Raw genomic sequence first — 13,535 nt, 5'->3', positions numbered from 1 at the left:
ATGAGTGCCTCAGTCCCTGTGGCGGGGGCGCCCCCTGCGTCCCGTATGGGACGACACTATCCGTGTCGTCCCATACGGGACATCCTCCGCGGGAATGAGTGCCGGGGTGGTTCCCTACCGGGCTCGCTTCGACGTCGTGACCGTCGTCTTCGCGAGGTTCTTCGACGCAGCCTTCGCCGGCGCGTAGACCACCTTGATCTTGCCCTTGGGCAGCTTCTTCGTCGTGACGACGGCGATCCAGCGCCCCTTCGACTTTTTGAGCTTGACGATCTTCGAGACGGTCTTGGAACCCACCTTGACGGCGATCTTGCCCTGGGGCTTGGTCGAAGACGTCCCGGTCACCTGGATGGTGAGGCGAGCGCTCTTGCCTGCCTTGAGGTTCTTGGCCTTGATGATCTTGGCCTTGACCTTCGCCTTCGCGACCTTGATCGTGCGCGTGCTGCTCGATCCGGCCAGCGCGGTCGAGCCGCTGTAGACCGCCTTGAGGGCATGCTTGCCGGCCTTGGTCGACGTGGGGAGGTAAAAGGTTGCGGTCCCGTCGAGCGCGAGCGCCTTGGCGCCGATCTTCTTCGAGCCGTCATACAGCGTCACGCCGCCGAGCGGACGGACGCCACCGGTGACCTTGACCTTGACCTTGGTCTTCTTGCCGTGCGTCGCCTTGGCGACCGAGAGGGAGGTCTTGCTCGCGCTCGCACCCGTGACCCTCACGGTCGCGGTGCCCCCACCGACCGCCTCGGCCGTGATCTTCAGCTTGCCGTCCCGGGTCGTGAGCGACTCGCCCGCCGTGATGGTCGAGTGCCAGCCGTCCCCGCGCCAGGTACCGAGCGTCAGGACGCGCCAGCCAAACTTCTGGTCGAGCTGGTACACGCGCACACCCGGGCCCGCGTCCAACCTCTTCTCGGGCCAGACTACGTTGCGTAGCTGGGAGTAGAAGGTGCCGGCGTCGGTGCCGGCGCCGTCGCGGTACTCGACGAAGTACATCCGCTGGGCACTGTCGTAGAAGGCCAGGCCCTTGGTGCCGGAGGCCGCAGTCACGGGCTTGAGCGTGGTCGCCCCGGTCGCGCTGCCTGTCGTGATCGCACCGGCAGGCACCGAGTCGAAGAGCCACTCGTATGCGACGTCGAGCGATGGCGTCGCGTACGTGGTCGTGTAGGCCATATCCCGGAACATCGCGATGCCCTGGACGCTGTGCACGCCGAGGTAGGACTCCTCCTTGCCGTCGCGCAGGATGTCCGAGTGTCCGAGCCCGAAGTTGTGACCGAGCTCGTGCGCGACCGTGTGGTCGTCGCCCATGGCGAGCATGACCTCTCCACCGGAGGCCAGGCCCGTGTTGATCCGAGCCATGCCAGTCCAGCCGATCAGCCCTTCGTCGAAGCAGCCGCGCGGCACGAAGACCACGAGGTGGCTCGCGTTCGCGCTCGTGAACGCCTGGGTCGGGAAGTAGGTGTCCCCGATCTGCGACCAGACCTGCTCGACCCCGTAGTTCCCGTTGCTCGCGATCGTGGTGCACACGTCCGTGGTCTTGTGCTTGACGACCTTCTTGACGGAGATGCCGTTCACCACGCCGCCGGTCTCCCGCTTCCAGTAGCCGGCACCGGCGGCGATCGAAGCCCGAGCCTGAGCCTCGGTGTAGTCACCCGCTGCTTTGGCGTCGTCGATGATCGCGACGTACGCGTCGTGCGTCTTCGCGGCAGCGGCCGCGGCGACCGCACCGCCCGCCGCGGTGCTGCCAGCCAGCTCGGTGGGCGCTTCCTCGTCCACGACCGTCGCGGTCGCGGCGACGACCGGGGTCTCGACCTCCGCAAGGGCGTCAGCGACCAGGTCTGCCGCGGCCCCGCCCGCGAGAGCAGCGTCGCTCAGGCCGTCGGCGCGCAGCTCGGCTCGCACGTCCTGAGGGACGACGACGGTCACGGCGACCTCGGCGCCCGAGGCCGCCTGTGCGAGCGACTCTGGCGCGGTGTCCGCGTCGATCGGCACGGTCGCACCTTCGTCGGTCCGCACCGACACGAGGGTCTTCTCGACCCCTGGCCCGTGTGCGACGGCGACAAGAAGCTCGCCCTCGATCGTCGCGCGCACCTCGCGAGCGAGGCTCGACGCTGACGCGTCGACCTCCGCTGCGGATGCGGTCGCGGGAAGCGTGACAGCAGCCAGCGCCATGACGCACGCGGCTGCGATCCCCCTGGTCCGAATCACAAAAAGCTCCTCGACGAGCACCGCGACGTCCTCCGACGCCGCTCCACCAGCACGACGTCCTCGCCCCGTCACCGTGCCGTCGGGCCTCCAGGCCCGCGCTCAGGCTAGCGCGACCGACCGACTCCGTGCGGGGTGAACCCGCGCCTCGACCGCCATGGCGCCGGGTGAATCCGGTGCCGCAACCCCGTCACCACCGGTGGTGCACGTCCTCCGCCCAGCCGACGACGTCGGCGACACGCACCCACGTGCCTGCTTCGTCACGCACGCGTCCTGACCACACGCCGAAGCACTGGTGCGTGCGCCCCGACACGACCTTGAGGTCCATCTCGGACTCCTTGACGTGGAACGGGGTGAGGGTCAGGTCGACCGACCCACCCTCGACGCGCCACGGGCGCATCCAGTCCTCGACGTCGTACGTCCACACGAGCTCGTCGCTGATCTTCGTGAGGCGGCCGTCGACGAGGAGGGAGTTCTCGACGGCACCGGTCCCGTCGGTCCAGCGTCCGCCGACCTGGATACCGACGACCCGCCCGTCGGTCCGGCCGGAACCTGCGCCCCAGTTCCACGAGATCGAATAGGGCCAGCGTCCCCGGCCGTGGTCGAGCGTCGCCCACGAGTCCCCGTCGGGAAGGCGGTGCGCCACGCCGTCGACCCAGATCCTGCCGGTGGCCGGGCGGGCGACGTCCTTGACCGTGTACTGGAACAGGCGTTCGTCCCACGGCACGACGACGCCGAGGCACTCGTGCCCGTCGGGTCGGTGCGCGACGACGTCGAACCGCACGCGCGGCGACTCGCCGCGCAGGCGCGTGCCGCCCTCGACCTCGTCGACCGCGAGACGGAACGTCCTCGTCGTCGCGCGGGCCGGGCCGCGGCCCAGCGTCCCGGGCAGGGACGTGCCGCGCCCGAACGGCCGCACGGCTTCGAGGTCGATCTCCTCGCCCGTCGCACGGCCGAGCAGGAACAGGCTCGGGACGGCCGCGTACCCGATGTCGGAGACGACGAGGGCGAGGACGTGCGTCGGCGTCGTGACGGCCCAGTACTCCCAGCGCTTGTTGCGCCCCCAGCCCAAGCGTCCGTGGCCGATGCCGTCCGTGTCGTGGAGCGGGGTGCGGGTCCAGCCGACCGCGTCGGGGTCGAGGCGGCCGTCGGGGCGGGTGAGGGAGACGGGCGCGGTGATCTCCCGCTCGTCCGACCGGTGCGGGGCGTGCGGGGGCTGACCAGCCTCGTTGCTGTCGCGCATGGCGGCACTCTACGCGGCGTCCGCACACCGCACGAGCCACGTTCCGGATGCGGGAGGCGCCGCCACGGCACAAGGTGGAGGCACGACATCCCCCAGGACCAGGAGGAGCGCAGCATGAGCGACGAGCACGAGACCCCGACGGCGGGGACGGACGGCGCCACGACTCCCGAGACGACGCCCGGCCCACCCGAGACGGACCTGCACAACGAGAAGGTCGACGAGACGCCCGACGAGCGTTTCGACGCCGGGTGAGCCCGGCACGAACGCACGAGGGCCGGGGCCCCGACGCAGCAGCGTCGGGGCCCCGGCCTGTTGACCGTCAGAAGACGGGCTTGCCACCCGTGACGCCGAGGACGGTCGCGGAGACGTAGCTCGAGTCCGCGTCGTTGGCGAGGAACACGAACGCCGGGGCGCACTCGGCGGGCTGGCCTGCGCGGCCGAGCGGCGTGTCCTGGCCGAACTTCTCGACCTTCTCCTCCGACTGCGTCGCGGGCTGCAGCGGCGTCCAGATCGGGCCGGGTGCGACGGCGTTGACGCGGATGCCGCGCTCCCCCACCTCGGCCGCGAGGTTGACGGTGAAGTTGTTGATCGCGGCCTTGGTCGACGCGTAGTCGAGCAGCGTGGTCGACGGCTGGTACGCCTGGATCGACGAGACGTTGATGATGCTCGCGCCGTCGGGCAGGTGCTCGAGCGCCTCCTGAGTGACCCAGAACAGGGCGTACAGGTTGGTCTTGAGCACGCGGTCGAGGTCGTCCGTCGTGACGTCGGCGATCGAGTCGCGGCGCGCCATCTGGAAGCCCGCGTTGTTGACGAGGACGTCGAGCCCACCGAGCGCCGCGACCGCGTCGCGCACGACCTTGCGGGAGGTCTCCTCGTCGCGCAGGTCGCCGGGCAGCAACGTGACCTTGCGGCCCGCCTCGCGCACCCACCGCGCGGTCTCCTCGGCATCCTCCTGCTCCTCGGCGAGGTACGACAGCGCGACGTCGGCCCCCTCGCGGGCGTAGGCGATCGCGACCGCGCGTCCGATGCCGGAGTCGCCCCCGGTGATCAGGGCGCGCTTGCCCTCGAGCCGGCCGTGGCCCACATAGCTCGCCTCACCGTGGTCGGGCTGCGGCTGCATCGGTGCCGTGAGGCCGGGGGGCTCCTGCTGCTGGGCAGGGAACGAGGTCGGGTAGTCGGTCATGGCGTTCTCCTCGTCATGCGGGGAAGGCCGGGCTTCCGCTGCGCTCCGACCCGCCTTCCACGCTCTGGCACACCTCGCCAGCCCGCAACCTGAGACGGCGGAAGGCCGTTACCGTGACGGCATGACGACACGACTGGACCATGTCCGCTGGGGGATCATCGGCGTCGGCGACGTCACGGAGCGCAAGTCGGGACCAGGTCTGCAGCGCGCCGAGCGGTCGTCGCTCGTCGCTGTCATGCGGCGCGACGGCGCCAAGGCGGCGGACTTCGCGCGCCGGCACGGCGTGCCACGCTCGTACGACGACGCGGACGCGCTGATCGGCGACCCTGAGGTGGATGCGGTGTACGTCGCGACACCCCCCGACTCGCATGCGCACTACGCCCTGCGCGCCGCGGCGGCCGGTAAGCCGGTCTACGTCGAGAAGCCGATGGCGCGCACAGCGGACGAGGCGCGCACGATGATCGAGGCGTGCGACGCGGCGTCGGTCCCGCTGTTCGTCGCCTACTACCGCCGCGCGATGCCGCGGTACGCGACGATCGTCGATCTCGTGCGCGACGGTGCGATCGGCGACGTGCGTACGGTCACCGTGCAGAACCTCTCGCCACGCGAGATGTGGGAGCCGGGGCACGCGCCGTGGCGGCTGCAGCCGGAGGTCTCGGGCGGCGGGCTCTTCGTCGACCTCGGGTCGCACGCGCTCGACTTCCTCGACCTCCTGCTCGGCCCTGTCGAGGAGGTCCACGGGCTCGCTTCGAACCTCGCGGGCGCGTACGACGCCGAGGACCACGTGGTCGGCGCGTTCCGCTGGGCGAGCGGCGCCGTCGGGACGGGCACGTGGGGCTATGACGCGGACGAGCGCACCGACCGCGTCGAGCTTGTCGGGACGCGTGGCCGGCTGACGTTCTCGATGTTCGGCGAGGACCCGCTCGTCCTGCGCAGCGGCGGCACGGAGCGGCGCATCGAGGCGCCCTACCCCGAGGTGGTGCAGCAGCCGCTCATCCAGACGGTCGTGGACGAGCTCACCGGGCACGGGACGTGCCCGAGCACCGGCCGCACGGCGCTCCGCACGGCCGAGGTCGTCGATGCGCTGCTCGCGGGGTATCGCGCCCGGGACTGACGGGCACGACGGACGCGCACGACCCAGGCGCTGTGCTGCCTGGGCCGTGCGCGGCGCTCAGGTGAGGGTGAGAGCGGGGCTCGACTCCGGTTCCGGAGCCGTCCGTGCCACCGCCTCGCCGTCCGCGGCACGGACGGCGCCGGGGACGTCGGCCGTGCGCGTGCTGGCGAAGGCGATGACGGCGACCGCGCCGAACACGACCGTCGCGACGGCCATCGGCAGCGCGTCATGGTCCCCGCGGGCCCCGACGACCGGGGCGATGGCAGCCGCGAGAAGGAACTGGACGGCGCCCAGGAGCGCGGAGCCCGTACCCGCGTGCCGGCCGGACGCGGCGAGCGCGAGAGCGGTCGCGTTACCGAAGACGAGCCCGAGCGACCCCTGCAGCAGGAAGAACGCGGCGAGCGTCGGGTAGGTGGGCAGGCCCGCGAGGACGAGCACGAGGAGAGCGACGGCGCACGCCGACATGACGGCCAGACCGACGCGGATCATCCCTCGTGGGCTGAACTTCCCGGCCAGGGCGGCTGCTGCGGCGCTCGTCACGGTGATCGCGAGGGCATTGAGCGCGAACAGGACCGCATACGTCCCCGCGGAGAAGCCCAGGATGTTCTGCAGCACGAACGGCGACGCGGCGATGTAGGCGAACAGCGTCGCGAACCCGAAGCAGAACGTGAGCATGTAGCCGACATAGGCGCGATTCACCAGGACTGCGCCCATCGCACCGAACGCGGCGCCGAGCCCGCCGCCCGAGCGCTCCTCGGCGGGGAGCGTCTCCGTGCCCCACACGAGCGCACCCATGAACATCAGCAGGACGAGTCCTGCGATGACCCAGAACACTGCGCGCCAGCTCGCACCCGTGATGATGGCGCCACCGAGGAGGGGCGCAGCCACGGGGGCGATCGCGACGATGATCGTGAGCACCCCGAGCAGCCTGGCGGCCCTCGTACCCTCCGACGTGTCCGAGACGACGGCACGCGCAAGGACGATGCCGGCGGCCCCACCGAGGCCCTGGAGGAAACGAGCGACCGCGAGCAGCTCGGCAGCGGGGGCGAGCGCACAACCGACGCTCGCCACGAAGCACAGGAGCGTGCCGACGAGCAGCGGGCGTCGGCGTCCCGTCCCGTCGGACATCGGGCCGATGACGAGCTGGCCGACGGCGAGGCCGAGGAGGAAGGTGGTCATGGTGAGCTGGACCCCGCTCGCCGTCGTGCCGAGCTCGACGGCCATGGCGGGGAAGGCGGGCAGGTACATGTCGATCGAGAGCGGCGCGACAGCCGTGAGGAGGCACAGGACCGCGAAGAGCATAGTCGGGAGCGGCGCGCCAGCAGGGCGCGTGGTGGTGGGAGCGGACATGGTGACCTCAGGTCGGAGATGGGGAACCCGGTGAGATTACATATGCCACGATATGTATGTCAACATATGTTGTACGATCGTGGCCATGGACACCGACGGCGCCCCCGACAACGTCGCGGACGTGCTGCGCGACCTCGCCTGGACCGTCCACCGGACGGTCCCGCACGTCGCCGGGCTCGAACCGCTGCCGACGACAGAGCTCGCCGTCCTCAAGCACGTCCTCGACTCGCCGGGCATCACCGTCACCGAGCTCGCCAGGTCCGTCGGCCTGCGTCAGAGCAACGCCAGCGCCGCCGTCCGCGTCCTCGTCGAGCGCGGCCTCGTCCACCGCGAGCCCTCGCCGACCGACCGCCGCCAGACTCTCCTCGTCACCACAGACCGCGCACGGTCCGACGATGCCGTGATCCGCGAGGCGTGGTCCGGGGAGGTGCGTTCCGCGCTCTCCCGGCTCGACCACGCAGACGTCGCCGCGATCGAGGCTGCGTCGGGGGCCCTCGACCGGCTCGACGCCCTGCTCCGTGGCACCACACCGCCGGGGCCCGACGCCGCCGTCAGCACCTAGTCAGACCGTCGGCCGCGCACCTCAGGCCCGGGCAAGATCCTCGCGCAGGTAACGGGCATACCCACCGGGTGCCCGGCCCACCGTGCGGCCGGACGTGAGCACGTCGACGACGTCGGACGCCACGACCACGACGCCCGGCGCGGAGCGAAGCCGCTCGGCGAGGTGCACGTCCTCGTGGAGCGGCTCGGGCGCGAATCCCCCGGCCGCGAGGTAGGCGCTCGCACGCACACCGAGGTTCGCGCCGTGCACGTGCCCGTTCGGGCGACCCGGGACGCGCGTGCGCGCCCAGGCGAGGAGCTGCCGCTCGGAGAGGTCGGCCGGGTCGGGGCGGACGGTGCCGACGACGACGTCCGCTCCCCTGTCCGCGAGCGCCACCTGGTCGAGGACCCAGCCGGGCGGGACGCACGAGTCGGCGTCGGTGTGGGCGAGCCAGACGGCGTCGAGCGGCGCGTCGACGCCCGCGAGGGCTGCGGACGTGCCGAGCGCGCGGGCGACGCCCACCGAGCGGGCGTCGGTCTCGACGACGTCGAGCGGGACGGGCAGGTCGGTGGCCGCGACGACGTCTGCGGTGCGGTCGTGGCAGTCGTCGAGCACGACCGTGACGCGCACGTCGATCCTCGCCGCGGCCGCGCGGCCCGCTGCGGAGGCGAGGCCTGCGAGACACCGGCCGACGAGCGCTTCCTCGTCGTGCGCCGGCACGACGACGCACACCGTGCGGATCGCGGGTCGGCTGGTCATACGAGCCCCTCTCGCCGCGCGACCGATCGCGCGTCACGGGCGTGGACGGTGAGCGTGAAGTCCTCTTCGACGTGCCGGACGAGCTCGGGCAGACCGAGGTGCCGGTCGACGACATCCTGCACGGCGTCCCCGCTCAGGGGGTAGTCCTGCACGGGGTGGCGCCAGTGGCACGCGAGGACCGTGCCCCCGTCGGCGAGCAGGGCGGGCAGGCTCGAGACGAGGTCGACGAGCTCCGCGTGCCCGAGGTAGTACCCGACCTCGGACAGCACGATCGTGTCGAACGGACCATCGCGCACGGCGCCGTCGCTCGTGTCGACGGCCGTGAGGCGGTCGGCGAGACCCGCGTCCTCGAGGCGCGCTCGGCAGCGCTCGAGCGCTGTCGCCGAGACGTCGGTCGCGACGACCGCCGTCGCGCGCGCAGCGAGCTGCTCGGTGAGGACCCCGACCGAGCACCCGATCTCGAGGACCCGGCCGAGGTCGCGCTCAGGCAGGGCGCTGAGGGTGACGGCGCGCTTGCGCTCTTCGTACCAGCGGGTCGCGAACCCCCACGGGTCGGCCTTGCGGCCGTGCAGCTCCTCGAAGTATCCCGAGGGCATCGTGCCGTCCTCGGGCTCGGGGCGGTCGCCCGCGGCGGGCGTGCGCCTCGGCGTCTCGATGAACACCTCGACGTCACGGTCGAACGCCGTGAGGAAGCGCCCGTGCAGCACGGGCGGCCCGTCCGGGTCGAAGACCTGGCTCGCGTGCGTCCGGATGGCGCGCGTCTTGAGCACGACCTCGCGGTCACGCAGCGGGTAGGCGCGCATCGCTGCGGTCGGCAGGTCGGGGTGGTCAGGGCGGTCGGGCGTGGCCCAGTGCCACATCCACACGGGGTACTCCCACAGCCGCACGCCCGAGCGTGCGGCGACGTCGGCACACACCTCGCCGACGACGCGGTGGTCGCGGTGCCCGTCGCCACGCCAGGGCGCGACAAGGAGCGTGCGTGCACCGTCGCCGACGGCGTCGAGCACACCGCGAGCGACGTCGTCGCGGCGGTCGACCGTGCCGCCGTCCGGCACGCCGAGGAGCGTGACGGTCGCGTGCGGGCACAGCAGCGCGACCGCGTCGCGCACCTCACGGGCTCGCACGTCCGCCAGGTCGCCCGGCGCGTCGGGGTGGGACGCGGCACCGTCCGTGACGACGACGACGTCGACCCGCACGGACCGTCCTGCGAGCGAGGCGAGCAGGCCGCCGGCACCGAGGCTCTCGTCGTCCGGGTGGGGCGCGACGACGACGACGTGGGTCGCGTCGCCGACGTCCGTCGCGGGCAGCAATGCGACGAGCGCGTCCCACGCGCGCGGGTCGGTCCCCGGGTCGCGTGCGTCGAACTTCACCACGGCTCCTCCTGCGCGTTCTCACGCTGCGCGAGGACCTTGCGGCCCAGCGAGACGAGGTCGCGCTCGGCGTGGTGCTGGCGCACGTACAGCTCGAGGTCGGCGACGCGCTTGACGTGCTCGGCGTCGAGGGCGAGCGGCGCGGGACCGAGCGCGTGCGCCGACGCACGCAGGACCCTCTCGACCGTGCGTGCGACGGTGGCGCGGACCCGCGCGGCACCGAGCTTCGTCGGGCGCCCCTCGGCGACCTCGCCGGCCACCTCCGTGAGAGCGGCGCGCGCGGCGACGAGGTGCTCGTCCACGTCCCCGAGGTGCATGAGGAGGAGCTCCGCCTCGGGACGCGCGGCGACGGCCGCGACGAGGGTCCGGGCGAGGCCGACGGCGCCGCCGTACCAGCATGCCGCGACGCCTGCGCCGCCCCACGCGAAGCCAGGGCGACGCAGGTACCAGCCGGGCCCACCGACCGGGACGGCTGGGACGTCGTGGAGGTGCAGGGACGTGCTCGGGATCTCCGTGAGCCCGCGTGCTGCCCACGGCTCGTCGCCCTGACGGACACCGGGGTGGCGCAGGTCGATCGCGAACAGCGCACGCTCGCCGTCGGGCAGGTGCGCGGTGACGAGCGCGGCCGAGAGGCTGCTCGCGAGCGAGCACCACGGCTTGGTGCCGTCGAGCCGGACGGTACCGCCGACGCCGTCGGTCGCGTCGACGCGGACCCCCGGGCCCTCGGCGGCGAACACACCCCACGTCCGCCCCTCGGCCGGCCCGGCGACGGTCGTCAGCGCGGCGTCGTCGACCTGCGCCTGCTCGAGGATCGCGAGCGCGTCCAGGTGCGGCTCGATCGCCCGGGCGACCGCGAGGTCGCGCGCCGCGACCGTGGCGAGGACCTCCCAGAGCGCGGCCGTCCCGGGGCCACCCGGGCGCAGGCCGGACGGGAGGTCGCGGGCTGCCGCGAGCGCGTCGTCGACCGTCTGCACGCCCTCCAGACGAGTGAGCGCGGCGTCCCGCAGCGCCCCTCCCTCGAGAGTCTCCGTCAGCCGTACCGCTGCGTACTTCTGCGTCATGAGCGTCCTCCCAGGTCAGCGGTCTGGAATCGATGATCACCCCGCGGTTCGCGGCGCGCGAGCCGGGCGGGCTGTGACCCGCACCCTATGCGCACCCGGCCGCTGCGGCCCGACATGCAGGCGCGCGCGCGTGCCCGCAGGATGGGAAGGACCGACCACAGGCCGACGGAAGGATGAACGATGGGTTCCAAGGCAGCATTTCTGCTCGGCGCGGGCGTGGGATACGTCCTCGGGACGAAGGCGGGCCGTGCCCGCTACGAGCAGATCAAGATCAAGGCCGACCACTTCATGCAGGACGAGCGCGTACAGAGCGCGGTCGCGACCGCGAAAGACAAGCTCGGTGACGTCGCAGGCGCAGCGGGTACGGCCGTGAAGGACAAGGTGGCCGACACGGCCGCGGAGGCGGGCGAGGCGCTCAAGGCGAAGGTCTCGTCGATCAGGCACCACGACGACGACAAGGACACCACCGAGGCGCCAGCGCCCCCGCCTGCCGCGCACATCTGACCGGATCGCTCGCACCCGCTCCGCCCCAGGCCCCAGCGCTCACGCCCCTCGACGGCCGAGCGCCGCACTCACCTCGGGGGCGAGCGCGGGTGCGAGCGTCCGCGCGTACGACGCGGACATGTGCCCGCCGTCGAAGTAGACGATCAGCCCACCGACCGTCGAGTAGCACGTCTCGTCGCGGCAGAACCGGTCCGTGAGGTCGAGCACCCGCACGAGCGGGCTCGGGTGCGCCTCGGCGGCGTCGGCGAGCGGGTCGACCTGCTCGCGGTCGCGTCCGCCGTCGCACGCCGCAAGATCGCTCGCGTGCGCGGCGACGCAGTCGGGCACGCTCGGCAGGCCGGTGTGCGGCGTGTCCCGGAGCACGATCGTGGGCACGCCGCCGCCGACCCACCGGTCGAGCGAGCGGCCGTAGGCCGTGCGCGCGGCAGACTCCTGCTCGCCCGCGGGCACGCCTGCGAGCGGCATCCCGAACAGGTTCGAGACCACGACGAGGTCGTACCGGCCGTCGGACGTCTCGAAGAGCACGCGCTCGTTCCAGCGTTGGCACGCCTGCGTGCGCGGGTCCCCGAAGTCGAGCGGCTCCGTCACGGTGTAGCACCGTGACGCGAGGTAGGTGTGGATCCGGAGGTTCTGCTCCTCGGCGATCACCTGCAGCGCGGGCAGCCAGTGGCCGCCGTGCGAGTTGCCGACGAGCGCGACCTCTCGGGCGTCGGGCGCCGTCGACCCGTAGGTGCAGACCTTCTGGTCGGTGAGGGTTCCGAGCACCCAGCAGTCGTCGTCGTACGGGTCGGGCATGTCGTTCATCGCGACGACCGGGGCGTGCACGATCTCGGGGCCGTGCGGGTCGCATCCCGCCGTGACGAGGGCCGCGGCGCCGAAGCACGGCCCGGGCAGTGCAGCCGCTGCGGCCAGGCTCAGCTCGGCGTCCCTGACGACGCGCCGAAGGTCGGCGCGCACGACCAGGGCGAGCGTGACGAGCACGATCATGCCGAGCGCCATGAAGACGTATGTCCGCCGCAGCGGGACGCCGAGCGGGTGGCGTCCGCGCAGCGGGTCCTCGACCCCTACCTTCGTCGCTGCCGCCAGCGCGAGGGTCAGCGCGCCGATCGCGACGGCGTCGAGCAGCGTCCGGTCGCGGCCCAGCGCGAGCGGGACCAGGACGATGAGCGGCCAGTGCCACAGGTAGATCGCGTACGAGACAGAACCGACGTACTGGACCGGGCCGGGGGTCAGCAGACGTTCGGGCGAGCCGCGTCCCTCGCTCGACGCCGCGATGACGGCGACCGTGCCGAGCACGGGCGCGAGCGCGACGGCCCCCGGGAACGGCGTCGACGCGTCGAGCACGAGCGCGGTGGCGACGATGGCGGCGAGACCAGCCCACGCGAGGACCGCACGAGCGACCCGCCGGCCCCCGAGCGCCCGCGCGACGACGGGTGCCGCACCTGCCAGCAGCGCCCCGGCGCCGAGCTCCCACACGCGGACGTGCGTCGCGAAGTAGGCCTGCGCAGGGTCCTTCGCGGTGACGAGCACGGACGCGGAGAACGACAGGGCGACGACGCCGGCGAGCCCGCCCGTGACCCAGAGCCGCACCTGCTCCGTTCTGCGTGTGCGGCGGGCGACCAGCCGCGCGAGCACTGCCAGGACGAGGACGAGCACGGGCCAGCCGAGGTAGAACTGCTCCTCGACGCCGAGCGACCAGAAGTGCTGGACAGGTGTGGGCGTCGAGTCGGCGGCGAGGTAGTCCACCGCACGCTTCGCGAGCGCCCAGTTCTCGAGGTAGAACGTCGACGCGATGATCTGGCGCGTCGTCTCGGCCCACTGGGACGGCGGCGCCACCCACCACGTGGCGAGCAGCGTCACCGCGAGCACGAGGAAGGACGCCGGCAAGAGGCGGCGGATGCGTCGCCCCCAGAACTCCGCGAGGTCGCGTGGCGTCCGGGGCGGGTGCTGCAGCAGGTGGGACGTGATGAGGAATCCCGAGACGACGAGGAACACGTCGACGCCGATGAACCCGCCGGTCAGGACGTCGGGCCAGAGGTGGTAGACGACGACGAGGGTGACCGCGAGCGCGCGCAGGCCTTCGATGTCCTTGCGGACGTGACGCTCTCGCCCGCTGCGCGCGAGTGCGGGCCCCACCTGCGCGGCCGTGTCGACCGTCGCGGTCCCCGTCACCCTTGCCGTCTCGGATGTCATCGATGTCCCCCCGGACCAGATGCCGCA

12 protein-coding genes are annotated in these 13,535 nt (G+C 72.4%); 4 read left to right on the top strand and 8 right to left on the bottom strand.

Annotated elements, in window-relative coordinates; translation table 11 throughout:
• Nucleotides 1–114: 114 nt before the first annotated feature.
• Complete coding sequence (locus AC4F3Q_RS11570; RefSeq protein ID WP_491040092.1) at nt 115–2,193, bottom strand: Ig-like domain-containing protein; 2,079 nt, start codon at nt 2,191–2,193, stop codon at nt 115–117.
• Between the two features lie 187 nt (nt 2,194–2,380).
• Nucleotides 2,381–3,433: a DUF2804 domain-containing protein gene (locus AC4F3Q_RS11565; protein WP_491040091.1), complete on the bottom strand. Its 1,053-nt coding sequence runs from the start codon at nt 3,431–3,433 to the stop codon at nt 2,381–2,383.
• Between the two features lie 114 nt (nt 3,434–3,547).
• Here AC4F3Q_RS11565 and AC4F3Q_RS11560 point away from each other — a divergent pair, with 114 nt between their 5' ends.
• Nucleotides 3,548–3,685, top strand: a complete 138-nt coding sequence (locus tag AC4F3Q_RS11560) for a hypothetical protein (RefSeq protein ID WP_168447114.1) — start codon at nt 3,548–3,550, stop codon at nt 3,683–3,685.
• Between the two features lie 67 nt (nt 3,686–3,752).
• On the opposite strand, the gene AC4F3Q_RS11555 is transcribed toward AC4F3Q_RS11560, so the two are convergent.
• Nucleotides 3,753–4,616 (bottom strand): SDR family oxidoreductase, encoded by an 864-nt coding sequence (locus AC4F3Q_RS11555; RefSeq protein ID WP_491040090.1) that lies wholly within the window; start codon nt 4,614–4,616, stop codon nt 3,753–3,755.
• 121 nt (nt 4,617–4,737) lie between these two features.
• Here AC4F3Q_RS11555 and AC4F3Q_RS11550 point away from each other — a divergent pair, with 121 nt between their 5' ends.
• Nucleotides 4,738–5,730, top strand: coding sequence for a Gfo/Idh/MocA family protein (locus tag AC4F3Q_RS11550; RefSeq protein WP_491040089.1), 993 nt, complete (start codon nt 4,738–4,740; stop codon nt 5,728–5,730).
• Nucleotides 5,731–5,787: 57 nt separating this feature from the next.
• Here the strand turns inward: AC4F3Q_RS11550 and AC4F3Q_RS11545 are convergent, their stop codons facing one another.
• On the bottom strand, nt 5,788–7,080 hold the full coding sequence (locus tag AC4F3Q_RS11545) for a multidrug effflux MFS transporter (RefSeq protein WP_491040088.1): 1,293 nt from the start codon (nt 7,078–7,080) through the stop codon (nt 5,788–5,790).
• An 85-nt stretch (nt 7,081–7,165) separates the two neighbouring features.
• Here AC4F3Q_RS11545 and AC4F3Q_RS11540 point away from each other — a divergent pair, with 85 nt between their 5' ends.
• Complete coding sequence (locus tag AC4F3Q_RS11540; RefSeq protein WP_491040087.1) at nt 7,166–7,642, top strand: MarR family winged helix-turn-helix transcriptional regulator; 477 nt, start codon at nt 7,166–7,168, stop codon at nt 7,640–7,642.
• 21 nt (nt 7,643–7,663) lie between these two features.
• On the opposite strand, the gene AC4F3Q_RS11535 is transcribed toward AC4F3Q_RS11540, so the two are convergent.
• The 3 genes from AC4F3Q_RS11535 to AC4F3Q_RS11525 are packed head-to-tail and all read right to left on the bottom strand — an operon-like array spanning nt 7,664 to nt 10,811.
• On the bottom strand, nt 7,664–8,380 hold the full coding sequence (locus AC4F3Q_RS11535) for a glycosyltransferase family 2 protein (RefSeq protein ID WP_491040086.1): 717 nt from the start codon (nt 8,378–8,380) through the stop codon (nt 7,664–7,666).
• Complete coding sequence (locus AC4F3Q_RS11530; RefSeq protein ID WP_491040085.1) at nt 8,377–9,750, bottom strand: PIG-L family deacetylase; 1,374 nt, start codon at nt 9,748–9,750, stop codon at nt 8,377–8,379. The genes AC4F3Q_RS11535 and AC4F3Q_RS11530 overlap by 4 nt, the downstream gene beginning before the upstream one ends.
• A complete protein-coding gene (locus AC4F3Q_RS11525; protein WP_491040084.1) occupies nt 9,747–10,811 on the bottom strand; it encodes an acyl-CoA dehydrogenase in 1,065 nt (354 codons plus the stop codon). Before AC4F3Q_RS11525 ends, AC4F3Q_RS11530 begins: the two co-directional genes overlap by 4 nt.
• Before the next feature lie 180 nt (nt 10,812–10,991).
• Between AC4F3Q_RS11525 and AC4F3Q_RS11520 the strand changes: the two genes are divergently transcribed.
• Nucleotides 10,992–11,315, top strand: coding sequence for a YtxH domain-containing protein (locus AC4F3Q_RS11520; protein WP_491040083.1), 324 nt, complete (start codon nt 10,992–10,994; stop codon nt 11,313–11,315).
• A gap of 39 nt (nt 11,316–11,354) precedes the next feature.
• Here AC4F3Q_RS11520 and AC4F3Q_RS11515 read toward each other — a convergent pair whose 3' ends face one another.
• A complete protein-coding gene (locus tag AC4F3Q_RS11515; RefSeq protein ID WP_491040082.1) occupies nt 11,355–13,508 on the bottom strand; it encodes an acyltransferase family protein in 2,154 nt (717 codons plus the stop codon).
• Between the last annotated feature and the right edge of the window lie 27 nt (nt 13,509–13,535).

Source organism: Flavimobilis sp. BM9, assembly GCF_058313055.1.
The sequence above is the reverse complement of the archived record's forward strand: the minus strand, read 5'-3'. Positions and strand labels throughout refer to the sequence as shown.